This window comes from Paraburkholderia aromaticivorans, assembly GCF_012689525.1.
In the GTDB taxonomy this organism is placed as follows: Bacteria; Pseudomonadota; Gammaproteobacteria; order Burkholderiales; family Burkholderiaceae; genus Paraburkholderia; species Paraburkholderia aromaticivorans_A.
Map to the genome: position 1 here is coordinate 416,186 of NZ_CP051515.1, position 22,985 is coordinate 439,170.

Genomic DNA, 22,985 nt, shown 5'->3' on the forward strand with positions numbered 1-22,985 from the left:
TGTCCGGGCAATGCCGCCCGGAATGGCCGCCCCGCGAACGCAACGGCGGCTCGGCCGCGTTCGGCGCGGAACAAGGGTTCGTACGGAATATCAGGACTATATTGTAGTGAGACTCGATGAGGAAGCGACATGACCAATCAGACAGGCAAGCGTGCCTTGCTGCCCTTGCTGGGCATCGACAAACCGATCATTCAGGCGCCGATGGCGGGTGTCAGCACGCCCGCACTGGCCGCGGCTGTTTCCAATGCAGGCGGGCTCGGCTCGTTGGGCGTCGGAGCGATGAACGCTGACGGCGCGCGCAAGGTGATCAGGGAGACGCGCGCATTGACGGGCAAGCCGTTCAACGTCAACGTTTTCTGCCATCAGCCTGCGCAAGCGGATGCCGCGGTCGAGCAGCAATGGTTGAGCTGGCTTGCGCCGCATTTCGAAAAGTATGGGGCAACGCCGCCGGCGAAGCTGTCGGAGATCTACACGAGCTTTCTTGCGGACCCCGCCATGCTGGCGGTTTTTCTGGAGGAGAAGCCGGCGATCGTCAGTTTTCACTTCGGCCTGCCTTTCGCCGATGTCATCGCCGAACTAAGGAAGGCGGGCATCAAGCTGCTCGCCAGTGCGACAAATCTGGAGGAAGCGGCGCAGGTTGAAGCGGCGGGCCTCGATGCGATCGTGGCGCAAGGTATCGAGGCCGGCGGGCATCGCGGTGTCTTCGACCCGGATGCATTCGACGACCGGTTGGGCACGTTCGCCCTGACGCGTTTGCTGGTCAGGGAATGCCGGCTGCCGGTGATTGCGTCCGGCGGCATCATGGACGGCGCCGGCATTGCGGCGGCGCTCGCGCTCGGCGCTCAGGCCGCGCAGCTTGGCACGGCCTTTGTGGCGTGCCCGGAAACGTCGATCGACGAGGGGTACCGTCGCGCGTTGCTTGGCGAGGCGGCTCGCCGCACGACTTTCACGGCGGCGATCTCAGGGCGGGTGGCGCGAAGCATGGCGAACAGCTTCACGGCGCTTGGCGCCGACGCGCGTTCGCCCACGCCGCCCGCCTATCCCATCACCTACGATGCCGGTAAGGCGCTGAATGCGGCAGCGAAGGCGAAAGGGGAGTTCGGCTACGGCGCGCAATGGGCAGGCCAAGCCGCAGCGCTGGCAAGGTCGTTGCCAGCGCTGGAACTCATGGCCCAGTTGGAGCGCGAACTGAAGCAGAGCATCGAGCAGCTGCGGCAGTTCGCGAACTGAAAACTAACAGCGCAACGGGTTGATCGATCGCGTCCCGACGCTCAACCCGGCTTCTGGGCTAGCTGCTTGCGATAGGCCTCGACCGGCAATCCACCCCAGCCCCAGTTTTCGGTGTCCACTTCTTCGATGACCACGAAGGTCGCTGCGAGCGGCTTGTTCAGCACGTCCAGCAGCACCTGACTGACGCCTGCGATCAGCATGGCTTTTTCGTCGGCCGTGACGGCATCGTTGCCGGGTTTGGAACCTTCGCGGGTCACCTGAATTGTGACGATAGGCATGGCGTTCTCCGTAATCCTCGGTTGACGTGAAGGGCGCCGGTCAGCGGCGCCCTGGCGCGATCAGTGGCCTGCGCTCTGGCCGCCGTCGACGTGCAGGATTTCGCCCGTCACGAACGGCGCCGAGTCCAGGAACAGGACTGCGTTCACGATATCGCTCATTTCGCCCATATGCCCGACAGGATGGAGTGCGCCGAGCGCCGCATGGGTTTCTTCCGCATGCATCGGCGACTTGATGATGCCCGGCGCGACGGCGTTCGCGCGGATGCCCTTCTTCGCGTATTCGATGGCGAGGGACTTCGTGGCCGCGTTCAGGCCGCCTTTGGTCAGCGAGGCCAGCACCGAGGGCACGCCGTCGATGGCGTGGTCGACGAGACTCGTGGAAATGCTGACCACGTGGCCGCTGCCGTTCTTTTCCATCTCGGCGATGGCCAACTGCGTGATGAAGAAGAAGCCGTTGAGGTTCACGGCGGTGACCTTGGCGTAGTCTTCGGCCGTATAGCTGGTGAAGGGCTTGGCGACGAAGATGCCGGCGTTATTGACGAGAGTGTCGATGCGGCCAAAACGGGCGATGGCTTCACGGATCACGCGCTGCGCGGTGGCCGGGTCGCCGATATCGCCTGCCACGGTCAGGATGTTCGGATCTTCCGAGGGCTTGACCGAACGTGCGGTTGCGACGACGCGGTAGTCGAGCTTGCGAAACGCGTTGACCAGTTCGGCGCCGATGCCTTGCGATGCACCCGTAATGACAACGACTTTTTGTGACGTGTTCATGGCTAAATCTCCGGATAAGTAACTTGGGATCAAATGCTGATCGGGCCAGTGGCTCCGATGGGTATGAAATTTAGGCGCATCGGCGCCGATCTCGAACACCCGCCATGGACAAACAGTCTTGCGTGCGAGGTACAAATGGGTTTTGCGGTGAGTGGGCGGGCGCGCAACGCCTACGCCGCGCCCGGCGTCGCGAGTTGCTGCTTGCGGCGCTGACGCGATTTATTTTTGGCTTTCCGCCGAGGCCATGCGAAAGACCGAGAGGCCTTCCATTGGGTCCAGTGTTTCTCGCCACGGTGCGCGCTTCAGCAAGCGGACCGTGTCTTCGTAACCCGCAAGCCAGCGCCGTTTGATGCCGGCCGCAGAAAAATCGATGTCCCTGTTCAGGTCGTCGTTATCGAATGCCGGTGCGTCGAGTTCCAGCACGCGCATCGTCGTGCCGCAGCCCCAGCCGAGCAGATCGCGCACCTCCGGATCATTGAGTGTCGCTTCGGGCAGATGCTGGCCGAGTTCACGGATCACGTGACGCAAGCGGTGAATCTGCTTCTGTCGATCGAGATGACTTTCCGCGCGGCTCGAATACTGAATGTCGCGTTGCCGGCTCATGACCTGCAAGATCGATTCAGGTTCCGGACCGCTCGAAGGCCACAACTGCACCGAGAAAATCACCGAGTCGCGCCGCGGCCGGTCATCGAGTACGGCTTCGAGCGGCGTATTCGAATAGATGCCGCCGTCCCAGTACGATTCGCCTTCCAGTTGCACCGCCGGGAAGCCGGGCGGAAAAGCGGCGGAAGCCATCACGTGTTCGACGTCCAGCAGCGCATCGCGATTCGTGAAGTAGCGCATGCGTCCACTGCGGACATTGACCGTGCCGACTGTCAGCCGCGTCGTCTTCTGATTCAGGTAGTCGAAATCGACTAGCGAGGCCAACGTTTCGCGCAGTGGTCCGGTTGAATAGAACGCAGCCTGATCGGAACGAACGCGTGCCTGAAGGCCTGCCCAGGACTGCAACTGCGGCGTGAAAAACGACGGCACGCCTTGAGTGACCGTGGCGAGATCGCGCAGCCAGTTTGCGAGTCCCGGCAGCCAGTTTGCCGCCTCGATGCCGTGACGTGCCACGCCGTTCCAGAACTGGGTCAAGCGCGCCATACGGTTTTCGGGCAGATTGCCGGCGATGATCGCGCCATTTATCGCGCCGATCGAGGTGCCGATGACCCAGTGAGGTTCGACTTTGCCGTCATGAAGTGCCTGATACACGCCCGCCTGGTAAGCGCCGAGGGCGCCGCCGCCCTGAAAGACCAGCACAATCTGGCCAGGAATGTCCGGTGCGGCGTCCGACCCGCTGGTTGCGCCGGTCTGATGTTCGACGTGTGTTTCGTTGCCCATCACAAGCCTCCCGGCCCCATGCTGCGGTGCCGCTGATTCTGCCACGGTATGGATCCACGCCATCACGCGCAGCGGTGAATTTAGTCAACGTTTCCTTAATTTTAAAAATAGGTGCGTTGACGCTAGATAACGTTTTAATGCGATTTAGATATTGTCCGATCTCTTTCAGCGCATTGAAAAAGCGCTGACTACGCGGATCCTGGCTTTCGATAATCCACTCACTCTCTTATTCTGATCGCGTGTTGTTTTTTTGATTAGCGATGCTACACTTCCTCAGCAAACAAATAGAAAGCCTTCCGCGGCGACTGGCCATTGCCTTCTGCCGCCACTGCAAGGCGTCAGGCATCGTATTGACATGCCGCTAGAAAAAAAAGGAGCACGTATGCACCGGTTGGCGAGCGAGTCCTCACGCATTCATTGGCATCACACCCACCAGGCGGCTTGTGGCCGTCCACTTCCTTTTGACTTCCGTAGTTAACGCAGCAATTGATCAGCAAGCGAACCTGCCTGCGAGAGCACGCGCATCGCGGACGCGAAGCTGACGCGTTAGCGCAGTTTCAACAGTGTTGCCAGGCCCGCACCGGAGCTGCAAGTCTCCGGAGTGGCCGGTTGCGCCTCGACGCCCGCGTCATACCGCCGCGGAGATTTTCCGACGGAGATCAAGATGACACGACGGACGCACGTCTTTGCCGCTTGCCTCGTACTGACAGCCTTCGCGACGCTGAGCGGGTGCCATGAAAAAGAGGCGCCCGCAGCCGCGCGCCCACCGGTCAATGTTGACGTGGTCGACATTGCATTACGCGACGTGCCGGTCGTGTTCGATTATGTCGGCCAGACGGAAAGCTCGCAGCAGGTCGAAATACGCGCGCGCGTAAACGGCTTTCTCGAGAAGCGCGTCTATCAGGAAGGCTCGATGGTCCATCAGGGCGACGTGATGTTCGTGATGGATCGCAAACCCTTCCAGGCAAGTCTGGACGCCGCGCGCGCAGAGTACGCGCAGCAAAAAGCCCGTCTCGACACCGCGCAGGCGAATCTCAACCGCGTGCGTCCGCTCGTCGCGAAGAATGCGTTGAGCCAGAAAGATCTCGACGATTCGATCGGCCAGCAGCAGGCAGCGGCGGCGGCGCTCGAACAGGCACGTGCTAACGTCACGAGCGCCAACCTGAACCTCGGCTACACGACCATCACGGCGCCCGTCACCGGCCTGTCGAGCTTCGCGAAAAAGCAGAACGGCTCTTACATCGATTCGACCAATAGCCTGCTGACTTATGTCGCGAAGCTCGATCCCATGTGGATCAATTTCTCGTTGTCCGAGAACGAAATGCTGCAACTGCGCACGCAGACCGCGAATGGCACGCTGAAGCTGCCGCAGATTGACGATCTCGAAGCGGTCATCGTGCTCGCCGACGGCAGCATCTATCCGCAACGCGGCCATATCGCGTTCAGGGACGCGTCGCTCAGTTCCGAGACCGGCACGTATCTGATTCGCGCGGCCGTGCCCAATCCCGCGGGCGCGCTGCGACCCGGCCAGTTCGTGCGCATCAAGCTGCTCGGCGCCGAGCGGACCGCGGCGGTCGCCGTACCGCAAGGCGCGATCTTGCAGGGACCTCGCGGCGAATATGTGTGGACCATCGACAAGGACAACAAAGCCCAGCAACGTGCGATCGAAACGGGCGAGTGGAACGGCAACGACTGGGTCGTCAATTCTGGTCTGCGCGTGGGCGATCGCGTGGTGATCGACAACACGTTGCGGCTGATGCCTGGTGCGGCGGTGAATGCACACGTCGTGCCGATGCCGGCCGCGAGCGTGAATATTGCCGCGTTGTCGGGCGGCGGCGCGGGGCCGGCTGGCAGCGGCGATAACGGTGGCAACGCGGCGAGCGTGGCGGGCCAAGCTGGAACAACTGCCGCCTCGGGCTCAATGAATGGCGCTGCCGCAGCGGGCTCCGCGGGCGCGTCAGGCAACACCACCGGTCAGGCAAACAGCACATCGGCGGGCGCGGGCAGCGCATCAGCGGCGACCTCCGGACAGACGGCGGTGTTCTTCGCGGTCGGCAGCGCGAGCCTCGATTCGCAGTCGGCCGACGCGCTCGCGGGCGTCGCGCGCCGTTTGCTCGCCGCGCCTGGTTCGCGCGCCGTGATTTCCGGCTACACCGATTCCAGCGGCTCCTATGAAGCCAACGTCAAGCTCGCCGCCGCGCGCGCCGCGACAGTCCGTTCAGCGCTGATTGTCGCGGGTGTCGATGTCGCGCGTATCGATATGCGCCGTCCCGCGCGCATCGTGGCAAGCGACGCGCCCGACAAGTCGCGCCGTGTCGATGTCACCCTCGCGCCGTCGACGGGGGGCTGATCGATGAAGTTCGCCCACTTTTTTATCGACCGGCCGATCTTCGCGTCGGTGCTGTCGATCATCCTCGTGGTGGCCGGCACCGTCGCGATGTTCAACCTGCCGATCGCGCAGTTTCCCGATATCGCGCCGCCGACCATCACCGTGAGCGCGACCTATCCGGGCGCGAGCGCGGAGGTCGTCGCGCAGAACGTCGCGGCGCCGCTCGAGCAGCAGGTGAACGGCGCGGACAACATGATGTACATGAACTCGTCCAGCTCGTCGACCGGCAACATGACGTTGACGGCGTACTTCAACATCGGCACGGATCCGTCGCTGGCGCAGGTGGACGTGCAGAATCGCGTGAACCTGGCGCTGCCCACGCTGCCCGATTCGGTGACGGCGCAGGGCGTCTCGGTGCAGAAGCGTTCGTCGGCGTTCATGATGGTGATCGCGATCTACTCGCCGGACAACGCGTTCGACCAGTCGTATGTGGCGAACTACGCGAACGTCTATGTGCTCGATGCGTTGAAGCGCATTCCGGGCGCGAATCAGGCATCGATTTTCGGTTCGGCCGACTACGCCATGCGGATCTGGATCAAGCCTGACCGCATGGCGAAGCTCGCCATCACCGTCGCCGACGTGCAGCAGGCGATCAGCAACCAGAACCAGCAATTTTCCGCGGGCCGCCTCGGCCAGGCACCCACGAACGCGCCGGTTCAGCAGACGTTTCCGGTGGCGACCAAAGGCCGCATGACTGAGCCTGCCGATTTCGACAACATCATCTTGCGCGCCGGGTCGGGCGACGCGTCGACCATCCGCATCAAGGACATCGGCCACGCGGAACTCGGCGCGAAAGATTACTCGCTGCGCGGACGCTACAACGGCAAGACCGCGACGCTGATCGCCGTGTACCAGCAACCGGGCGCGAACGCGCTGCAGGTTGCCAAGCAGGTGCATGCCACGCTCGAGCAGTTGCAAAAGGCCTTTCCACCCGGCCTCAAATATGAAGTCGCGCTGGATACGACTGAGTTCGTGCACGAATCGATCGGTGAGGTCATTCACACATTGCGTGACGCGGTGATCCTCGTGATTCTCGTCGTGTTCATTTTCCTGCAGAGCTTTCGTGCGACGCTCGTACCGCTTCTCGCCGTGCCCGTGTCGATTCTCGGTGCGTTCATCGGCATGCTGGCATTCGGCTTTTCGATCAACATGCTGACGCTGTTCGGCATGGTGCTGGCCATTGGTATCGTCGTCGACGACGCGATCGTCGTGATCGAGAATGTCGAACGCAATATGACCGAGTTCGGTCTGCCGCCGAAAGAGGCCGCCAAACACGCGATGGACGAAGTGACCGGACCGGTCATCGCGATCGTGCTCGTGCTGCTCGCGGTGTTTATTCCCGTGGCGTTTCTGTCCGGCATCACGGGGCAGTTGTACAAACAGTTTGCGGTGACGATCGCCGTCTCGGTGGTGATCTCCGGCATTGTTGCGTTGACGCTGTCGCCGGCGCTTGCCGCGATCGTGCTCAAGCCCGGCACGCACAAGAAGAACCGCTTCTTTCTCTGGTTCAACGAACGGTTCGACCGCCTGACGCAAGGCTATGGACGCGCGGTGCAACTCGCGATGCGTCGCGTCGCGTTGTCGATCCTGCTGATCGTCGCGATGGTGGCCGCGACGGCCGGGTTGTTCAAGCACATTCCTTCGTCCTTCCTGCCCACTGAAGATCAGGGCTATCTGCTCGGCGCGGTGGTGCTGCCGGACGCGGCGAGCCTCGACCGCACCGGCGACCTCTCGCAGCGCGCGGAACAATGGTTCGCGAAGCAGCCCGCGGTCAAATCGGTCGCCGCGCCGATCGGTTACAGCCTGATCGACTCGCAGTACAAGTCGAATGCGGGCACGCTATTCATCACGCTCAAAGGCTTCAAGGACCGTGGCGAGAACGGCACTGCGCAAGACCTGATCCGCGATGCGAACAAGGCTTTTTCCGGCTACAAGGACGGCGTGGTGGTGCCGCTGAATCCGCCGTCCATTCCAGGGCTCGGCACCACGGGCGGCTTCGAGTTCTGGCTGCAAAGCACTGGCGACGACAGCTATCAAAAACTCGAAGAGAAGGTCCGCGCGTTCATTGCGAAGGCGCGTCAGAATCCGGCGTTACGCGGCGTGAACTCGACCATCAACACGAACTCGCGGCAATTGCTCGTCGAGGTCGACCGGGAGCGCGCGGAATCGCTCGGTGTACCAATTCAGGACATTTACGCCGCGTTGCAGACCATGTTCGGCTCCTCGTACGTGAGTCAATTTCCGAAGAGCAGCCGGCTCTTCCAGGTGATCGTGCAGGCCGAGCCGCAATACCGCACGCAGCCGGACGACATCCAGCAACTCTACGTACGCAATCGCAGTGGCGACATGGTGCCGATCAAGGCCGTCACGACCGTCCGTTTCGTGCCGGGCGCCGACATCGTCACACGCTTCAACAACTTTCCCGCCGCGAAGATCACTGGCGATTCCGCGCCGGGACACAGTTCGGGAGAGTCCATCGCCGCGATGGAGCAGATCGCGCAGGAGGTGCTCGGCGACGGCTACAGCTATGCGTGGAGCGGTCAGGCTTATGAGGAAAAGCAGGCCGGCTCGACCGCGGGCCTCGTGTTCGGTTTTGCCTTGTTGATGGTGTTCCTGATCCTCGCCGCCCAATACGAAAAGTGGTCGCTGCCGATCGGCGTGCTGCTCGCGGTGCCGTTCGCGATATTCGGCGCGCTTATCGGCATCCTGCTGCGTGGCATGGAAGACGACGTGTACTTCCAGATCGGCCTGACCGTGCTGATCGCGCTCGCGGCCAAGAACGCGATTCTGATCTTCGAATTCGCCGTCGAGATGCGCGAGAAGGAAGCGCTGTCCCCGTACGACGCCGCGCTCAAAGCCGCGAAGCTGCGGCTGCGGCCGATCATCATGACGTCGCTGGCGTTCATTCTCGGCTGCGTGCCGCTGGCGATCGCGAGCGGCGCATCGGCTGCGAGCCGGCGCTCGCTCGGCACCGGTGTGATTTTCGGCATGCTCGGCGCGACGGTCATCGCGTTGTTCTTCATTCCGATGTTCTTCTGGGGACTCGAAACGCTGTCGTCGCGCGGCAAGAAGGCGCCTGCGCCGGATGCCGGACCGCCGGTGTCGCCAGGGCCGCGGGAGGGGGGGACATGAGATTCCCTCAGTGTCGCCTATTGGCCGTCGTGTGCGCCTGCTGGTTTGCCGGCTGTACGGTCGGCCCCGACTATCACCGGCCTGCTGTCGATACACCGTCGTCGTTCCGTTACGCGTCGCCGGATGCCGAAGTGCTCGATCAGGGCGCGGTGCAATGGTGGAACCAGTTCAACGATCCGGTGCTCGACGGTCTGATCCAGCGAGCGCTCGATCAGAACAAGGATCTCGCCATCGCCGCCGCGCGCGTCGATGAGTTTTACGGTCGCCTGATGACGACGCGTGCCGGGCTCTTCCCGCAAGTCAGCGCGAACTTCGGCGGCGGCCGGGGCCGCAGCGTACCGGCGCCGGGCTTCGCGCCGGCGGTCGGCAATCAGGTGCAACTGGACGTGATGGCGTCGTGGGAAATCGATCTGTTCGGCCGCATACGGCGCATGACCGAAGCCGCGCGCGCCGACTATCTGGGCACCCAGGCCGCGCAGCAGGCGACGCGCATCGCGTTGATTTCGAGCGTGGCCACGTCGTATTTGTTGCTGCGCGATCTCGACCAGCGGCTGGAAATTGCGAAGTCGACTCTGGCCAGCCGTTCCGATGCACTCTCGCTGTTTCAGGAGCGCTTCACAGGCGGCGTCGTCTCGCAACTCCAGGTGAGCCAGGCGAAATCCGAGTATGAGTCGGCGCAGGCGTCGGTGTATGCGTTCCAGCAGCAGATCGCTCAACAGGAAAATTCATTGTCGCTGCTGCTCGGCGACAACCCGGGGCCAATTCCGCGCGGCAAACCGCTGACGCAACTCAGCGCGCCCGCGATTCCGGCGGGCCTGCCGTCGTCGCTGCTCGAACGGCGGCCGGATATCCTGCAGGCCGAACAGGCGCTGATCTCCGCGAACGCGTCGATCGGCGCGGCGCGCGCGCAGTACTTCCCGAGCATTTCGTTGACGGGCATGTTCGGCGCGGCGAGCACGGCGCTCTCAGGATTGTGGACGGGGCCGGCGCGCATCTGGTCGTTTGCGGGCGCGATCGCGCAGCCGATCTTCACCGGCGGCGCGATCACGGGATCGGTACGCACCGCCGAGGCGCAGCAGCAAGAGGCGCTGTTCAGCTATGAGCAGGCTATCCAGTCCGCCTTTGCCGATGTAGAAGATGCCCTCGTCGGCGTGGCGCGCGTGCGTGACCAGTTGCAGGCGACCAATCGCCAGGTCGAGGCGCTCGCGCAATATGCTTCGCTCGCGCGGGATTTATACGAGGGCGGCTATACGAGTTACCTGGAAGTGCTCGACGCCGAGCGCAGTCTGTTCAATGCGCAGCTTCAGCAGTCGCAGTTGCAGGATCAGCAGCTTGCGGAGATCGTCGCGTTGTACAAGGCGCTCGGCTATGGCTGGACCGTCGACACCGGCTCGCAGGCGCAAACGCGTGGGTGAGCCGGCCAGTCGAACGGCGTGACGCGCTACGCCTTTGGCAGCGTAGATTTCTTGCCGCGCGCACGCGGCTTCGGCTCGACGCCCACGCGCGGATCGCGGGCCAGCACCAGCGCCGTCAATGCTTCGGCGACGGTTTCAAACGCCGGATCGTCTTGCGCTATGTAGAGCCATTTGCCGAGCACCGGATGCGGCCGCAAAGCCGGCATTTCATCGACGAGCGCGGCGTGGCGCTCGTGCGATGTGCACACCAGCAGGCCATTCCACGGCTTGTCGCGATCCGCGGCAATCAGGCACAAAAGACCATCGATATATGCGGCGTCGCTGCCGAACATCCGCTTGCTGATGTAAGTCGGATCGCGCTCGAACGCGTCGAAGATCCAGATGAGCGAGTTGCGGACGGACGAGGGCATCGGCGTGAGGACCTTGGCGACGTGGGCGATGAGGAGCGAAAAGCATAGCACCACGCCGCTCGGCCGCGCTCCGTCAACCGCTGCAGATCACCGCGGTCAGCAGCAACGGAATGACCGAGTGCACCTTGGCGGTGCTTCCGGCCGCGCGCACGCGCGACTCGACCGACTCGCTCGGCGCGGACAGCACGACGCCGTATAACGGGTCCGCGAGTGCCTGGCCGCGGCCCTTCTTGAACATCTCGTCGTCCGGCTCGTAGCCGAGCACGGCGTAGACGCGAAAGCCGAAGACGGTCATGTCGCTGCCGTGCACGGGACGAAACGCGTTGACGGAGTTCGTGTCGACCCGCATGGGATTGGACTCGATGTAGTTCTCGTCGATGAGTTGCGTGATGAAGGCGTGGGGACTCGCCTGGCAGTCGAACTGTGCGTCGAGCGCGTAGGCATGCGATGCCGGCGGGCAGAAGCCGACGCTTGAGGCGAGGAGTGCGGCAAGCACTCTGAGAGGACGAGGTTCCATGGCTGACGTGCACGAACTGCGGGCGTCGGCAGGCTGAACGCACGCTAGACATTAGTCTCTCACGGCTACGCGAACAGCGTACGTGCGTCAGCGAACGATGGCGGCGTCGTGCATCCGGGACGGAAGCCGCGGCGCTCGCCGCACGCGCAAGCGCGTGCAGGCGGTGCGGGACGTCTGCTGATGCTCGGACTCAGGCCGCCAATTCCAGTGCCGCTTCACGGCTCGCTTCGGGCGTTGTGTAGAACGGGTAGTCGGTGTAGCCGACAGCCGTGCCGCCGTAGAACGTGTCGCGATCGTAGTCATTCAGCGGCAGTTTGTGGCGAAAACGTTCGGGCAAATCGGGGTTGGAGATGAAGTAACGGCCGAACGCGACCAGGTCGGCGCTGCCTTCGGCAAGAATCGCTTGCGCCGAGTCGGCGTCGAATCCACCGGCCGCGATGATCACACCGCGATACGACTGCCGGAACAGGCGCGCGGCGATCGGGTTCTGATCGCGGCTTTCGTCGGCGGCGTTACCCGCGACACGCGGTTCGATCAGATGGAGGTAAGCGAGATCGAGCTTGTCGAGTTCCTTCACGACATGCGTGAAGAGCGCGACGGGATCGCTATCCGACATGTCGCCGAACGAGCCGCTGGGCCCGATGCGCACGGCCACGCGATCGCTGCCCCACACGGAGATCGCGGCCTGCGTGACGTCGAGCAGGAAACGCGCGCGGTTCTCGATCGAACCGCCGTACGCGTCGTTACGCTGGTTGCTGCCGTCATGCAGAAACTGGTCGACGATATAGCCGTTCGCACCGTGAATCTCGACGCCGTCGAATCCTGCTTCCAGAGCGCGCCGTGCTGCCGAGCGAAAATCTTCGACCAGCGCCACGACTTCGGCTTCGGTGAGCGCACGATTCGGCGTGCTCGGCACCCAGCCGCTGGCGGTGTAGGCGAGTCCTTCCGATTCGATTTCGGACGCGCCGACAGGCAGCACACGATCCGGCTGCATATCGCGATGCGACTGACGGCCTGCATGGAACAACTGAAGGAAAATGCGGCCGCGTTTTGCGTGCACGGCCTCGGTGATTACCTTCCAGCCGGGAATCTGCGCATCCGAGTAGATCCCGGGCGCGCCGAGGTAGCCGTTGCCGTTCGCCGACACGACAGTCGCTTCCGACACGATGAAGCCACCCGCCGAGGTGCGCTGCTCGTAGTATTCGCGCATCAACGGATTGGGCACGTCGCCTTTCGCCGAACGCATACGTGTGAGCGGCGCCATCACGACGCGATGCTGCAATTGATAAGGACCTACCTTGATGGGATTGAAGAGTTCAGACATGTCGATCACTTTTTTCTGTGGAGTGCTCGCGTGGAGCAGATGGACACAGATTAAGTGATCGCCAGTCGGCAATAAATAGGCGTGAAGGTCCTACTTTATTTCACCTGTGAAACAATCACGGGTAGCAGTTCTACCTGCAATGCCGGTTTGTACGCTGTATCGCTGGCCGCGAACAGGGCGACCAGCCAATCGACGAATACGCGTACCTTGGCGCTTAGATGCCGGTTCGGCGGATAGACGACGTACACGGGAATAGGGTCGGCCCACCAGTCGGCAAAGGCCGGTTCCAGTGTGCCGCTTTCGAAATGCATCCGGCCCAGAAACGTCAGCGCATGCACGACGCCCAGGCCCGACAGGCCCATCGCGAGACAGGCCGTCGAATCATTCGCGGTCAGTGTGCGCTCGGGCGTGACGTCGACTCTCTCGCCGTTTCGGGTGACCGCGATCGGGAACGCCCGTCCGGTTCGCGCCGCAACCATCTGGATCACCACGTGCTCATGTTCCAGTTCAGAAGGATGCTTGGGGCGGCCATACCGTTTCCAGTAGTCCGGGGTGGCGCACAGCACCTGGCGCACTTCGCCGAGCCGCCGCGCGACCAGCGACTGGTCGGTGACCTTGCCGGTGCGCACGACGCAATCGATGTTCTCAGTCACGAGATCCAGCGGCCGGTCGCTGACACCGAAGTCGAGTTTGATATCCGGGTAGCGCGCGACGAAATCGGGCAGCGCGGGGATGATGAGGCCGAGCCCGATCGGCACCGGAAAATCGACGCGCAGACGGCCGCGAGGATTGCTCTTCGAGCGCGACATCACGCCTTCGAGTTCCTGCAGTTCGTTGAGCAGCCGGACGGCACGTTCGTAGTAGGCGGTGCCGTCGGTGGTCGGGCTGACCTTGCGGGTGGTGCGGTTGAGCAGCTTGGTGTCCAACTCCGCTTCGAGCGTTTGAATCAGCCGGGTGACGGTTGGCTTGGGAATGTCCAGGGTTTCGGAGGCCCTCGTGAACGTTCCCGTTTCCACCACGCGCACAAAAGCCTGCATCGCCTGAAATTTGTCCAAGGGCCACCCCTGTTGAATTGGCTGGTCGAGCCGCACCGGCGGGCGGTGCGATCCGATCATACATCGAGTTAGCCAGGCTTCTTTTGGGCGAGGGGTGCCGTTGCCAGCATTGCGGATGACGCTCACACGGGCTTGCCGCCGATTGAGCGCCGCTGCAACCTGCTTTAACTGAACTCGATAAGGCCGAAGTCGAGAGCGACGAGCAGGGGTTCCGGCACCTTCCGCATCGCACTGTCATAGGCGTAGATGCGACGCCGCGTGGGCATCTGGATGCCCTGGAACTCGCGATACTCGCTGACGTAATTCGCGCCGGTCGCGCCACCGAGAATATCGACCGTGTAATCGTGACGGCGCATCAGCCCATCGGGGCCGAAATGCGTAATTTGCGTACGCGTGTGGCTCGCGATGTGATCTGGGAATGTCACCTTCAGGCGGCGCCAGGTTTCGCCGTTCTCCTGCCACGGTTCGATTTCCTCGCTTTCGAAACCCGGGTAGGTGTAAAGGAAAGGCGACGTCAGGTAGGTCCAGAAAGCTTCACTGGCGAAGTACGCCACGTGCAATTTATCCCACTGCGTCTCGACCGAGTGACCGGCAAAAGCGGCCTCCGGATGCTCGCGCGTTTCGGTGACCGCGCCGTCGAGGGTTTCCAAAGTCAGGAGCCCAGGCACGAAGACGCTGCGCAGATCGGGCGCCGTGAACGGCGTGATGCTCAGCTTCTCGGTATGCGTAGTGAGGTCGATGCGCTTGTCGATGAGCAGTCCAGGCTGTTGCTTGACATGCCAGATGGCGCCGTCGACGGACAGTTCGGCGGAAAGCCGCGTGAAGCTATCCCAGCGTTCCATCCCACCATGTGCGTCGACAGCGAATGTCAGGAGATCGTTCATGGGTTCCACCTCAAGAGTTGACGCGGGCAACGGCAGCGTGCTGGCACGGATAGTCGGGAAGCCAAAACATCCTATATGCCATACCGGATTCGTCGTACGTCAAATGTTCCCTCTTTCCCGTCAATCACGCGCATTCGTGGCGATACCGGCGCCATGAGGCGCCGTCGCCGGTAACCGCAAGCCGCGTCACCACGTCTTACGCGCGGTTCTCAAACAGCTCGTTGAGTTGCGAGCCCGGCGCCGCGCCGGCAAAGCCGTCGAAGCGGCCTTGAGCCAGCGACTGCGCCGCCTGCATGAAACCGCCCCACGCCGCGCGGGCTAGCGCGCCGCCGACACTGACGCGCCGCACGCCGAGCGCGGCCACGTCCTGCAGCGTGAACGCCGACGTCGAACCGATCAGCAGATTGACGGGTTTCGGCGCGACGGCGGCGACCACCGCCTCGATCTGCTCGCGCGTCTGAATGCCCGGCGCGTACAGACAGTCGGCGCCGGCCTCGGAATAGGCCTTCAGGCGCGCGATCGCATCGTCGAGATCGGGCGAGCCGGCAAAGAAGTTTTCCGCCCGGCCGACCAGCAGCGTATCGCCGCCGTTTTCGTCGATGGCGCGGCGCGCGGCGCGGATTCGCTCGACGGCAACCTCGATGGAGAAAAGCGGCGCGGCGGCATCGCCGGTGGAGTCTTCGATCGACAGGGCTGCCACGCCGGTTTCGATGGCGAGCCTGACGCTTTCCGCCACTTCGTTCGGCGTGCTGCCGAAGCCGTTCTCGAAGTCCGCGTTGACGGGCAGGTCGGTCGCTTCGACGATCTTGCGCAGATGCGCGAGGATCGCGTCGCGGGGCAAGGCGTTGTCGGCGTGACCGGTGGACCAGGCAAAGCCCGAACTGGTCGTGGCGAGCGCCTGGAAGCCGAGCGTATGCAGATAGCGCGCGCTGCCGGCGTCCCACGGATTGGGCAGGACGAAACAACCGGACGTGTGCAGGGCTTTGAAGGCGGCGCGCTTCTCGGCGACGGTGCGGGACATGGCGTATCTCCTGAAAACGGACGAGCCTGAGCTGCCCGAGCTGGTTATGCGACCTCGAGGTCCACGACCGGGAAGTCGGTTTCGGTGTCCGCCGTGCGCGGATCGCCGGCGTGATGGACGTGGCGGAGCGGGTTGCGGCGGGTCTCATCATCCGTGAAATTTACCCTTCTGTGTGCGACATACGTATGTCCGGACAGGCATCGCCGCTCGCTAGTCTCGCGAGCGCGCCTTTCGACAAGCAACGACAAGGCAGCTCGGTGACTTCCCCGATCGATCTTTGCGCAACCACCAGCGCGGCTTGATGCACCGCAGCCGTAATGCGATGATCCCCTCATCGTCGCTTCTCCTCTCCGTCAGGCTGACGCGAATGCCCAGTTCCACTCGCCGCAAAACGAGCATGACCGACATCGCGAAAGCCGCCGGTGTCAGCGAGGCGACCGTCGACCGTGTGCTGAACGGACGAGGCGGCGTGTCGCGCGCGAAGGAAATGAGCGTGCTCGAATGGGCACGCAAGCTGAAGATCGACCGCGCGCTCGACTCGGTGTCGGTACGCTGGCTGCGTATCGCGATCCTGTTGCAGCAACCGGCGTCGCCCTACTACGTGTCGTTGAAGCAGGGCTTTGAAGTGGCGCAAAAGACGTTCGAGGGGCAGCGCGTGATCTGCGCAGTCACTTACTTCGAAAGCCTCGAGCCGGCGCGTGTGGTCGACACCATTCGCCGCGCCACGCAGAAAGCCGACGCGCTCGTCATCGTCGCGTACGAGCATCCGGACATTGCCGCGGCGCTGCGGCAGATCAGCCGCACCATTCCAGTCGTGACGCTCGCCAGCGATCTGCCGGGCACGGAGCGGCTTGCCTACGTCGGCATCGACAATCGCTGCGCGGGACGCGTCGCCGGCGAACTGGTCGGCCGCTTTATCGGCGAGGCGGGCGGTAAGGTGCTCGTCCTGACCGGCATGCATGATTTCCTCGGCCACGAAGAACGCGAAAGCGGCTTTCGTTCCGTGCTGCGGCGACGCTTTCCGAACTGCGACATCGTGGAAACCGTGGAGAGCCGCGAGCAGTCGGTGATCACCGAACGGCTCACTCGCGACGCTTTCCGGCGCTATCCCGACTTGCGCGGCATCTACAACATTTCAGTCGGCAACGAAGGCGTCGGCGCGGCGCTCGTGGCACTCGAGCGCACGCGCTCGACGGTGTTCGTCGGTCACGAACTCAACGAGAGTTCGCGACGGCTGCTGATAGAGGGCACGCTCGACGCCGTGCTCGATCAGAATCCGGCCGGCGAAGCCATGCGTTCCATCGAAATCGTGCTGCGGCACTACCATCGCGATCCGGGCGTGGCCTTGCCTCATCAGATTCCCGTCACCGTGTTATTGCGCGAGAACCTGCCGCTGAGCGACTAGCGCCACTCTGCCCGCGTCGACGATGACCCTCGCGGGATGGCTTGTCACGACTCGTCCGTCGCGGGAACGCCCAGCAGCACCTCGCCGTTCTCGACGCGCACCGGATAGGTTTGCAAATGCACGCACACTGGCGGGCTTTTCGGCGTGCCGGTGGGAATGTCGAAACGTCCCTGATGCAGCGGACACTCGATCTCGCGATCCACGACGAAGCCGTCGGCGAGATGCGCGTGTTCATGCGTACACCAGCCGTCGGATGCGAAGAAGCCCTGATCGATCCGGTACACCGCGTAGCTCGCGCCCGCGTGATCGAAGCGGATCACGTCTTCTTCATCGATATCGCCGGTGGCGCAGGCCACCACCCACTTGATGTTGCTGGTTTCGACGGTCACGCGAGTCTCCGTTATTTGATGAGGTTTAGAGGCGTTCAGGCGTTCGACTGTGCGGGGACTCCGCCGCGCGGGTCACGCGGGCGCGTCCTCGACCGGAATCTTCCGTTCAATCACGTGCCAAGGATCGGAGCGCTGTTTCCATAGCGCGGGCAGCATCTCGCGATACGCCGCAAAGAGACTCGGATAGGCCGGCGGTAACTGGTCCTTGATCGCTTCGTGCAGACGCGGCAGCGCGTGGAACGGCACCATCGGCAGAAGATGATGTTCGAGGTGGTAATTCATGTTGAGGTAGAGAAAGCGGAACACCGGATTGATATGCACCGTGCGCGTGTTCAGCCGATGGTCTTTCACGTTGACGGCGAGTCCCGCATGTTGCGTGAGGCCGAGCAGTTGATGCAGCCAGCCGCCGTAGAAGCGCGGGGTCCAGACGAACATGAGCGGCAGGTAGCTGCGCATGGCGATCGCGAGCACGATCGTGCCCAGCACGACGGCGAGGTAGATGCGGCAGGACCAGATCATCTTGGGTTTCTCGGAGGCAGGGAGAAACGCGTCGGTCGCGGCGTCGACGCGGCCGAACGCGTGCCGTACGACCTTGCCGATTTCCACCGTGCAGCCCACCATGCCGAGAAAGTCGATGACGATCGGCCAGACTTTGGTCGGCCGTGCGACCTGGATCTCGGGATCGCGCGCCTGAAAGTAGGTGTGCGTGTGGTGCCGCGCGTGGCTCCAGCGCCACCAGTAGCCTTCGCGAATCGTCATGAACGACGACAGGTGATAGAAGAAGTCGTTGGCGCGGCGGCTCTTGAACGGCGTGCCGTGCGCGAGTTCGTGCCAGCGCGCATCGCTCGACGAATAGATCGTGCCGTAGACGAAGAACGCCGGCACTGCCCACCAGCTTCCCCATGTCATTGCCGCGACGACACCTGACGCGATCAGCAAGGCCAGCCACAGTCCGAAGTTGCGCCAGCCTTCAGCGTCGCTGCGCTTCATCAAATCCTTGAGCACCGCGCGCGCGATGATGGGCTGATACCACTGCTGGCCGATGCCGTCTTCAAAGGCTGTGTCGGTGACGCGAGGTGCGGCTGCGCTGCCGACGCCGGGAGTCGTGGACATGGGGTGTCTCCTGATGACCGCTTTGTGCTTGCGGGCTTCCCGTCAGTCCGATGGGGCGGCCGCGCTTCTCGTTGGGTCAACGATAGAGGATGGGACGGGCGGCTTCACGCTGAAAAATGATGGATTTCCATCAATGGTCGCGCGTGCCGCGCCGGATAAGGCAATCGTGCAGCTTGAAGCGGTAGCGGGCGCGACGGTCGGTGAAGGCTTCGCCAGGCGGGCGAGTCCGCCGACGCGTTATCTATCAGGCCGGCTCAGTGGAACCGGCACGCAGCGACTTCTTCGACGCGCGAACGAATGCGACGAAATTCGCCACCACGGGATCGTCGCGCGTGGTCTGCCACGCCATCCCGACACGCCAGCGGGCGGCAGCATCGCGCAGCGGCAGCACCCTTGCGTCGCGCAACAGATATTGCGCGCGCGAGGGCAGGAACGCCGCGCCGACGCCCGCCGCCACGCCGGCGAGAACCGATTGAATCTCGTCGGCTTGCTGGATCACCCTGGGCACGAAGCCATGTTCGCCACACCAGTGGTCGATTTGTGCCGCGAGGCCAGGGCCGCGTCCGCGTGACAGCGCGATGAACCCGGGCTCGTTCAATTCCTGCAGATTCGACGGAACGCGTTTCCAGCGCGCGTACTGCGGTATCGCCAATGCCAGGGCTTCGTCGAGTATCGGCAACGTCGACAGGCCGGCGTCGGCGGGCAAGCGCAGGAAGCCGACATCGAGCTTGCCGGCGAGAAGCCGCCGCGATTGCTCCGCGGAAGACAGATCGTTGAGGGTGACGCTGACTTTCGGATGGAGCTTGCGGAATTGGGCGATCAGTTGCGGCGCTTCGGTCAGGGTCGAGAGTCCGAGGCCGACGCGTAGATAGCCGCGCGTGCCGCTGCTCGCCTCGCGCGCACGCGCGAGAATGTTGTCCGCGTCGCGGACCAGCGCCTCGGCGTCGGCAAGAAATCCTTCGCCGAAGATCGTCAGTTCCGCGCCATGCCGCCCGCGTTCGAACAGCCGCGCGCCAAGGCTCGCTTCCAACGCCACGATCTGCTTGCTCAGAGCGGGCTGACTGACATACAGCGCTTCGGCGGCGTGCCCGAAGTGGCGGAGTTCGGCGACGGTCAGAAAAGCGCGCAGGAGTTTAAGTTCCATTCCAGCAAGTGATTGAACGCATAGAATTTTTCATTTTACTTATCGAAGGGGGAGCGGTCCAATGGTGTCGTTCTATCTATCCGGTCGTGAAGATGTGCTCCTCCACTGTTCCATTGCTTCGCGTTGCAGCCGCCTCGCTCGGTTCACGTCCCGGCGACGCCCCGCATAACGTCGCGCGCATCACGGATTGCCTGGCGCTTGCCGCTGAGAAGGACATCGGGCTGGTGGTATTTCCGGAGACCTGTATCGGTGGCTACGGAAGCATGGCGAAGCTTCATCGCGCGGAACTCGATGCGCTTGCTGAACCGCTCGACGGACCGTCGATCCGCGCGGTTGCCGATGCGGTCGAACGCTCTGGCGTGGCCGCTGGTGTGGGCTTCGTCGAGCGCGCAGCCGATGGACGTTTGTTCAACAGCTACGTGGTGTGCCTGCCGGGCGGTGTACGCCATTGCCACCGCAAGCTGCATGCGTTCGAGCATCGGCGGATCAGCAACGGCGACCGGTTCACCGTCTTCGATACGACGTGGGGCGTTCGCGTGGGCATCCTCATTGGCGGCGACAATTATCTGGTCGAGAACATGCGGATGACGGCGCTCATGGGCGCGACGCTGCTGATCGCGCCGCATCGCAGCGACGGCGCAAACCGGACCGGCGATAGCCGAACGCAACCTGTTGCGATGGCACAATCGCTGCGTCGCTCGCTGCCGGCGCGAGCCGGTGACAACGGCATGTTCGTCGTCTTCAGCGAAGGGGGCGACGTGGACGACCCAGAACAGTCGAGCGGGGCAGGGATGATCGTCGATCCATGCGGTCGCGTGCTCGCCGAGAGCAGCGCGCGAGACGCACTCATTTCCGCCGATCTGGACAGAGGCCTGATCGATGGAAGTGCCGGGCAGCAATGGCTGACGGCCCGTCGCCCGGAACTCTACGGCTTACTGACCCGATCCGGCCATCGAGCGGCGGATTTCGAGCCACGCGGCGTCTCTTCGCGAGGCGCGATCGCGCTCAGTTTTGCGCAGGTTAGCCGCAATCGGCCGATACGCTAGCGTTCGTTCTTCAGGCGACGTCAGCGGAAGATCTCGGCAATCAGGTTCGCCACGGTCCGGATCCGCTCGCTGTCGCGCAGAGCGGGATGCAACACCATCCACACATCCTGATCGAGCGCCTTGATGTGCTTCTCCACGCAGACGAGATCGCTCGTCGTGTCACCGGCTAGCTGGGCGAGTATGCCGAGCCCGGAGCCACCCAGCACGCCGTCGAACACGCCCATGCCGTAGCTGCTGCGAAGCGACGGCGCCGGTGCGCCGGGCAGCGCCTTCAGCCATTGCGTCGCCGGGTGATCGGGCTGACGGTCGTCGTAGCCGACGAACGACAGCTTGTCCCACTCCTTCTTCACGATCGCCGCCTTGTGACGGAGATAGTAGTCGCGCGAGCCGAACAGCCCGAAGCGGATTCTGCCGATCCGCCGGACGTACAGGTCGCCCTCTTCCGGGCATTCGGACCACAGGGCAATGTCCGCCTCGCGCCGCGCAAGGCTATAGGGACGCCGCGAAGTCAGCACTTCGATCGCAAGCCCAGGCAGCCGGTCCTGAAACGAGCCGAGCAGCTTCAGCAGAATGTACGACGGCCACTCGACGGCGTTGATGCGCACCGTGCCATGCGCGGGCGCGCCGCCGTTCACGTCCGCGGCGCGTTCGATCTGGTGCGCGAGGTCCTCCATCTGCTCCGCCCAGGCCAGCACCTTGGCGCCGAACGCGGTCACGGTACAGCCCGACGGCACCCGGTCGATGAGCGGTTCGCCCAGGCGTCGTTCAAGCTCGGTCAGGCGGCGCGACAGGGTCGGCGCGCTCAGGTCGCACGCCGCGGCGGCCGATCGCATCGTTCCCTCGCGGGCGATCGCCACCAGAATCCGCAGGTCGTCCCAGTCTACGTGTTCCATTTTTGAAACGATAGGTTTTGAAATTTGGCATAGCATAACGCAGTTCGCGGAGATAGGATTGGATCTGGCCATACTTGCCCGGCATCACGCGAAAGACCTGAAGGGTCGAGCAAGTGGTGGCAAGTGCGGCGTTCCTACCCATCACACGACTCAACGGCTCTCAGTAGACCGAACGAGCGATACGGAGACATCAATGATTCGCCATTTCCTACCGGCGCGCCGTCGCGCCATCGCAGCCGGCGCAGCTTTCCTCGCTGTGTCGATTTTGCCGATGCCGGCAGCCTTTGCTCAGGCCGCCCATAAACCGAAAGTCGCGCTTGTCATGAAGTCGCTGGCGAACGAGTTCTTCCTGACCATGGAAACGGGCGCCAAGGACTATCAGAAGCAGAATCCGGCGAAATTTGACCTGGTCACCAACGGCATCAAGGACGAAACGGACACCGCGAACCAGATCCGCATCGTCGAGCAGATGATCGTCTCGAAGGTCGACGCGCTGATAATCGCGCCGGCCGACTCCAAGGCACTCGTGCCGGTCCTGAAGAAAGCGGTCGACGCGGGCATCATCGTGGTCAATATCGACAACAAGCTGGACGACGAGGTCCTCAAGTCGAAATCCCTGAATATCCCGTTCGTCGGGCCGGATAACGCGAAGGGCGCGCAGAAGGTCGGTGACTACCTGGCCAAGCACCTGAAGTCGGGCGACAACGTCGGCATTATCGAAGGTGTCACGACCACGACCAACGCGCAGCAACGCACGGCGGGCTTCAAGCAGGCCATGGCGACGGGCGGCATGAAGGTCGTCGCGCTGCAATCGGGCGAGTGGGAAATCGACAAGGGCAACGCCGTCGCGAGTCAGATCCTCAACGCGAACCCGGACGTCAAGGCTTTGCTGTGCGGCAACGACAACATGGCGATCGGCGCCGTGTCGGCCGTGCGCGCGGCCGGCAAGGCCGGCAAGGTGCAGGTAGTGGGCTACGACGACATCAACGCGATCAAGCCCATGCTCGCCGACGGCCGCGTGCTCGCCACCGCCAATCAATATGCGGCCAAGCAGGCGGTGTTCGGCATCGACACGGCTCTGAAGGCGCTCTCCGAACACAAGAAGCAGTCTGAATTGTCCGGCGTCGTCGAAACGCCGGTCGATCTGGTCACCAAGTAAGACGGGTGCAAGGTGTGGCCCGCTCCG

20 protein-coding genes are annotated in these 22,985 nt (G+C 63.2%); 7 read left to right on the forward strand and 13 right to left on the reverse strand.

What is annotated here, in order from left to right; all coding sequences use genetic code 11:
• Positions 1 to 129: 129 nt before the first annotated feature.
• The gene (locus HF916_RS13710) at positions 130 to 1,230 is read left to right on the forward strand and encodes an NAD(P)H-dependent flavin oxidoreductase (RefSeq protein ID WP_168789485.1); all 1,101 of its coding nucleotides are present in this window, start codon (positions 130 to 132) and stop codon (positions 1,228 to 1,230) included.
• 41 nt (positions 1,231 to 1,271) lie between these two features.
• Here the strand turns inward: HF916_RS13710 and HF916_RS13715 are convergent, their stop codons facing one another.
• From HF916_RS13715 to HF916_RS13725, 3 genes are all read right to left on the reverse strand, one after another.
• Positions 1,272 to 1,508, reverse strand: coding sequence for a tautomerase family protein (locus HF916_RS13715; protein ID WP_168789486.1), 237 nt, complete (start codon positions 1,506 to 1,508; stop codon positions 1,272 to 1,274).
• Between the two features lie 60 nt (positions 1,509 to 1,568).
• Entirely contained in the window at positions 1,569 to 2,279 is a 711-nt protein-coding gene (locus HF916_RS13720) for an SDR family NAD(P)-dependent oxidoreductase (protein WP_168789487.1), read from the reverse strand.
• A gap of 219 nt (positions 2,280 to 2,498) precedes the next feature.
• Positions 2,499 to 3,662, reverse strand: a complete 1,164-nt coding sequence (locus tag HF916_RS13725; protein WP_168789488.1) for a patatin-like phospholipase family protein — start codon at positions 3,660 to 3,662, stop codon at positions 2,499 to 2,501.
• 664 nt (positions 3,663 to 4,326) lie between these two features.
• Here HF916_RS13725 and HF916_RS13730 point away from each other — a divergent pair.
• Genes HF916_RS13730 through HF916_RS13740 form a run of 3 tightly spaced genes read left to right on the forward strand, consistent with a single transcriptional unit; the run spans position 4,327 to position 10,598 of the window.
• Positions 4,327 to 6,012, forward strand: a complete 1,686-nt coding sequence (locus HF916_RS13730) for an efflux RND transporter periplasmic adaptor subunit (RefSeq protein ID WP_168789489.1) — start codon at positions 4,327 to 4,329, stop codon at positions 6,010 to 6,012.
• A gap of 3 nt (positions 6,013 to 6,015) precedes the next feature.
• On the forward strand, positions 6,016 to 9,183 hold the full coding sequence (locus HF916_RS13735; protein ID WP_168789490.1) for an efflux RND transporter permease subunit: 3,168 nt from the start codon (positions 6,016 to 6,018) through the stop codon (positions 9,181 to 9,183).
• Positions 9,180 to 10,598: an efflux transporter outer membrane subunit gene (locus HF916_RS13740; protein WP_168789491.1), complete on the forward strand. Its 1,419-nt coding sequence runs from the start codon at positions 9,180 to 9,182 to the stop codon at positions 10,596 to 10,598. The genes HF916_RS13735 and HF916_RS13740 overlap by 4 nt, the downstream gene beginning before the upstream one ends.
• Positions 10,599 to 10,624: 26 nt before the next feature.
• Here the strand turns inward: HF916_RS13740 and HF916_RS13745 are convergent, their stop codons facing one another.
• The 6 genes from HF916_RS13745 to HF916_RS13770 form a co-directional block, all read right to left on the reverse strand.
• Positions 10,625 to 11,008, reverse strand: a complete 384-nt coding sequence (locus HF916_RS13745; protein WP_168789492.1) for a hypothetical protein — start codon at positions 11,006 to 11,008, stop codon at positions 10,625 to 10,627.
• 73 nt (positions 11,009 to 11,081) lie between these two features.
• Positions 11,082 to 11,525 carry a hypothetical protein gene (locus HF916_RS13750; RefSeq protein WP_168789493.1) on the reverse strand — a complete coding sequence of 148 codons (444 nt, stop codon included), beginning with the start codon at positions 11,523 to 11,525 and terminating at the stop codon, positions 11,082 to 11,084.
• A 190-nt stretch (positions 11,526 to 11,715) separates the two neighbouring features.
• Positions 11,716 to 12,849 (reverse strand): alkene reductase, encoded by a 1,134-nt coding sequence (locus tag HF916_RS13755; protein WP_168789494.1) that lies wholly within the window; start codon positions 12,847 to 12,849, stop codon positions 11,716 to 11,718.
• A 95-nt stretch (positions 12,850 to 12,944) separates the two neighbouring features.
• On the reverse strand, positions 12,945 to 13,964 hold the full coding sequence (locus HF916_RS13760) for a LysR family transcriptional regulator (RefSeq protein ID WP_346777727.1): 1,020 nt from the start codon (positions 13,962 to 13,964) through the stop codon (positions 12,945 to 12,947).
• A gap of 104 nt (positions 13,965 to 14,068) precedes the next feature.
• Entirely contained in the window at positions 14,069 to 14,788 is a 720-nt protein-coding gene (locus HF916_RS13765) for a hypothetical protein (RefSeq protein WP_168789495.1), read from the reverse strand.
• 196 nt (positions 14,789 to 14,984) lie between these two features.
• The gene (locus HF916_RS13770; RefSeq protein ID WP_168789496.1) at positions 14,985 to 15,809 is read right to left on the reverse strand and encodes an isocitrate lyase/PEP mutase family protein; all 825 of its coding nucleotides are present in this window, start codon (positions 15,807 to 15,809) and stop codon (positions 14,985 to 14,987) included.
• Between the two features lie 367 nt (positions 15,810 to 16,176).
• Here HF916_RS13770 and HF916_RS13775 point away from each other — a divergent pair, with 367 nt between their 5' ends.
• Complete coding sequence (locus HF916_RS13775; protein WP_168789497.1) at positions 16,177 to 17,214, forward strand: LacI family DNA-binding transcriptional regulator; 1,038 nt, start codon at positions 16,177 to 16,179, stop codon at positions 17,212 to 17,214.
• A 44-nt stretch (positions 17,215 to 17,258) separates the two neighbouring features.
• Here the strand turns inward: HF916_RS13775 and HF916_RS13780 are convergent, their stop codons facing one another.
• From HF916_RS13780 to HF916_RS13790, 3 genes are all read right to left on the reverse strand, one after another.
• A complete protein-coding gene (locus HF916_RS13780) occupies positions 17,259 to 17,603 on the reverse strand; it encodes a non-heme iron oxygenase ferredoxin subunit (protein WP_168789498.1) in 345 nt (114 codons plus the stop codon).
• 72 nt (positions 17,604 to 17,675) lie between these two features.
• Positions 17,676 to 18,716, reverse strand: coding sequence for a fatty acid desaturase (locus tag HF916_RS13785; RefSeq protein WP_168789499.1), 1,041 nt, complete (start codon positions 18,714 to 18,716; stop codon positions 17,676 to 17,678).
• 244 nt (positions 18,717 to 18,960) lie between these two features.
• Positions 18,961 to 19,860: a LysR substrate-binding domain-containing protein gene (locus HF916_RS13790; protein ID WP_168789500.1), complete on the reverse strand. Its 900-nt coding sequence runs from the start codon at positions 19,858 to 19,860 to the stop codon at positions 18,961 to 18,963.
• A 92-nt stretch (positions 19,861 to 19,952) separates the two neighbouring features.
• Between HF916_RS13790 and HF916_RS13795 the strand changes: the two genes are divergently transcribed.
• Positions 19,953 to 20,906, forward strand: coding sequence for a nitrilase-related carbon-nitrogen hydrolase (locus HF916_RS13795; protein WP_168789501.1), 954 nt, complete (start codon positions 19,953 to 19,955; stop codon positions 20,904 to 20,906).
• Between the two features lie 20 nt (positions 20,907 to 20,926).
• Here HF916_RS13795 and HF916_RS13800 read toward each other — a convergent pair whose 3' ends face one another.
• A complete protein-coding gene (locus tag HF916_RS13800; RefSeq protein ID WP_106278522.1) occupies positions 20,927 to 21,799 on the reverse strand; it encodes a LysR family transcriptional regulator in 873 nt (290 codons plus the stop codon).
• Between the two features lie 193 nt (positions 21,800 to 21,992).
• Between HF916_RS13800 and HF916_RS13805 the strand changes: the two genes are divergently transcribed.
• On the forward strand, positions 21,993 to 22,958 hold the full coding sequence (locus HF916_RS13805; protein WP_168789502.1) for a sugar ABC transporter substrate-binding protein: 966 nt from the start codon (positions 21,993 to 21,995) through the stop codon (positions 22,956 to 22,958).
• The last annotated feature ends 27 nt before the right edge of the window (positions 22,959 to 22,985 follow it).

Coding starts and splice junctions, on each gene's coding strand:
- HF916_RS13710 (WP_168789485.1), top strand. CDS start 130: ATGACCAATCAGACAGGCAAGCGTGCCTTGCTGCCCTTGCTGGGCATC.
- HF916_RS13715 (WP_168789486.1), bottom strand. CDS start 1,508: ATGCCTATCGTCACAATTCAGGTGACCCGCGAAGGTTCCAAACCCGGC.
- HF916_RS13720 (WP_168789487.1), bottom strand. CDS start 2,279: ATGAACACGTCACAAAAAGTCGTTGTCATTACGGGTGCATCGCAAGGC.
- HF916_RS13725 (WP_168789488.1), bottom strand. CDS start 3,662: ATGGGCAACGAAACACACGTCGAACATCAGACCGGCGCAACCAGCGGG.
- HF916_RS13730 (WP_168789489.1), top strand. CDS start 4,327: ATGACACGACGGACGCACGTCTTTGCCGCTTGCCTCGTACTGACAGCC.
- HF916_RS13735 (WP_168789490.1), top strand. CDS start 6,016: ATGAAGTTCGCCCACTTTTTTATCGACCGGCCGATCTTCGCGTCGGTG.
- HF916_RS13740 (WP_168789491.1), top strand. CDS start 9,180: ATGAGATTCCCTCAGTGTCGCCTATTGGCCGTCGTGTGCGCCTGCTGG.
- HF916_RS13745 (WP_168789492.1), bottom strand. CDS start 11,008: ATGCCCTCGTCCGTCCGCAACTCGCTCATCTGGATCTTCGACGCGTTC.
- HF916_RS13750 (WP_168789493.1), bottom strand. CDS start 11,525: ATGGAACCTCGTCCTCTCAGAGTGCTTGCCGCACTCCTCGCCTCAAGC.
- HF916_RS13755 (WP_168789494.1), bottom strand. CDS start 12,849: ATGTCTGAACTCTTCAATCCCATCAAGGTAGGTCCTTATCAATTGCAG.
- HF916_RS13760 (WP_346777727.1), bottom strand. CDS start 13,964: ATGATCGGATCGCACCGCCCGCCGGTGCGGCTCGACCAGCCAATTCAA.
- HF916_RS13765 (WP_168789495.1), bottom strand. CDS start 14,788: ATGAACGATCTCCTGACATTCGCTGTCGACGCACATGGTGGGATGGAA.
- HF916_RS13770 (WP_168789496.1), bottom strand. CDS start 15,809: ATGTCCCGCACCGTCGCCGAGAAGCGCGCCGCCTTCAAAGCCCTGCAC.
- HF916_RS13775 (WP_168789497.1), top strand. CDS start 16,177: ATGCCCAGTTCCACTCGCCGCAAAACGAGCATGACCGACATCGCGAAA.
- HF916_RS13785 (WP_168789499.1), bottom strand. CDS start 18,716: ATGTCCACGACTCCCGGCGTCGGCAGCGCAGCCGCACCTCGCGTCACC.
- HF916_RS13790 (WP_168789500.1), bottom strand. CDS start 19,860: ATGGAACTTAAACTCCTGCGCGCTTTTCTGACCGTCGCCGAACTCCGC.
- HF916_RS13795 (WP_168789501.1), top strand. CDS start 19,953: ATGTGCTCCTCCACTGTTCCATTGCTTCGCGTTGCAGCCGCCTCGCTC.
- HF916_RS13800 (WP_106278522.1), bottom strand. CDS start 21,799: ATGGAACACGTAGACTGGGACGACCTGCGGATTCTGGTGGCGATCGCC.
- HF916_RS13805 (WP_168789502.1), top strand. CDS start 21,993: ATGATTCGCCATTTCCTACCGGCGCGCCGTCGCGCCATCGCAGCCGGC.